At 55.1% G+C, this 1734-nt stretch carries 1 protein-coding gene; it reads left to right on the top strand.

Annotated elements, in window-relative coordinates; translation table 11 throughout:
• Window positions 1-154 precede the first annotated feature (154 nt).
• Window positions 155-1734, top strand: a 1580-nt coding sequence (traD, locus tag GSQ70_RS00585; RefSeq protein WP_158780471.1) for a type IV conjugative transfer system coupling protein TraD, incomplete at its 3' end; no start/stop codon positions are given.

The following is a 1734-nucleotide window of genomic DNA, read 5'->3' as shown; positions in this document are numbered from 1 at the left end:
CCGGTTGCCCTTTGCTCAAAGGTCTCTGGCCGGAAAAACCTTTTCCACATTTAACAACCGAGGTGAACATGCAACTTCATCTGACCCCGTTATTTCTTTTGCAAAACTGCAACGTTTCCCGTGGAGCTTACCTACGTCTTGCGGAGGCATTCTGATGAGCCTCAATGCCCGTGACTTCACCCAGGGTGGCCAGGTCATGAAGTACATGATTGGCATGTTCATGCAAATCATGAATATAGCCTCGTACTGGATGCTGATGTTTTCCGTGGCCGTCTTTTTCCTCTGGATGTTTCTGACCCTTTCGCTGCAGACCTTCTGTCACGGGGGGGCTTACTGGCTGATTAAGTGGCTCATCATGCCGTTTAAAAATATCAGCGGTAAGGATCCCGGTGGCAGCTGGACGTTCCATTTTGAGCGTCCTGGTGGCGACGTGGTGACCTTTAAGCACACCGCCGTGCAGGTGATGACCGATCCTTATTTTATTCAGATGGGACAGGCCGTTAAAAACGCGGCCTTTTACGGCTGGGGCCTCGCGGCGTTCACCTTTGTTGGTTCCATTTTTGCCATCACCTGGTATCTGGGCAGTAAGGGTAAAAAGCAGCGTGACAATGAGCAGGTCGGTGGACGTGATCTGGTCGAAGGGCCCGAAGAGTTAAACCGGCTGCTGAAAAAGGCTGGCATGCAGTCGCCCCTTAATATCTGTGGTTTGCACATACTGAAAGATTCGGAGATGCAAAATTTCGGCTTTCACGGCACGGTTGGGACAGGCAAAAGCACGGCCCTGAACAACCTGCTCAGACAGCTCCGCGCCAGGGGCGATCGCGTTGTTATCTATGACAAAGGCAACAACTTCATCCCGCTGTTCTACAGGCAGGATAAGGACAAAATCCTCAACCCGTTTGATGCCCGTTGTGCTCCCTGGGACCTCTGGGCCGAGTGTCAGACCGTTACCGACTTCGAAAACTTTGCCACCACCCTGCTGCCTGACAGCAACGGCGGTGGTGACCCGTTCTGGGTACTGTCCGCCCGCGCCCTGTTTGTTGCAACCGCCCGCCGTATGGCGAAAGAAAAGGATTGCAACATCGCCGGCCTGCTGAAGAAGCTGATGTCCATCAGCCTGGCAGACCTGCGTGACTATCTGCAGGGGACTGACGCGGCCAACCTGGTGGATGGCAGCATCGAGAAAACCGCGATGACCATCCGTACCATCCTGACGACCTATGCCCGATCGCTGCGCTATCTGCAGGGGCTGGATCAGCAGGGACGTCAGCCTTTCAACATTCGTGACTGGCTGGCAACGGAAGATGCGGACGGTGACAACCCGTGGATCTTTGTGGCCAGTGACGGTCGCAGTCACAACGCCATCAAGCCGTTACTTTCCGCGTGGCTCTATATGACCATGACCGGAATTCTTGGCCTGACCGCCAGCAGGGAGCGGCGTATCTGGCTGTTTCTTGACGAAGTCCCGTCACTGCACAAGTTGCCCATCCTGCCAGAGTATTGCGCTGAAGGACGTAAGTTTGGTGGATGTGCCCTGCTCGGGCTTCAGAACTTCCCGCAGCTTAAGGAGCAGTTTGGCCCCAATTTCGCCGAGGCCATCTGGGACCTCCTCAATACCCGCATCTTCTACCGTGCCCCGAGCGGGCCGGTGGCGGAATGGGTGCAGCGGGAAATCGGTGAGCGCCGCCATAAAAAATTCCGCGATCAGTACAGCTACGGTGTCGACATCATTCG

It is taken from the genome of Pantoea sp. BAV 3049 (genome assembly GCF_009765445.1).
Taxonomy (GTDB): domain Bacteria; phylum Pseudomonadota; class Gammaproteobacteria; order Enterobacterales; family Enterobacteriaceae; genus Erwinia.
The sequence above is the reverse complement of the archived record's forward strand: the minus strand, read 5'-3'. Positions and strand labels throughout refer to the sequence as shown.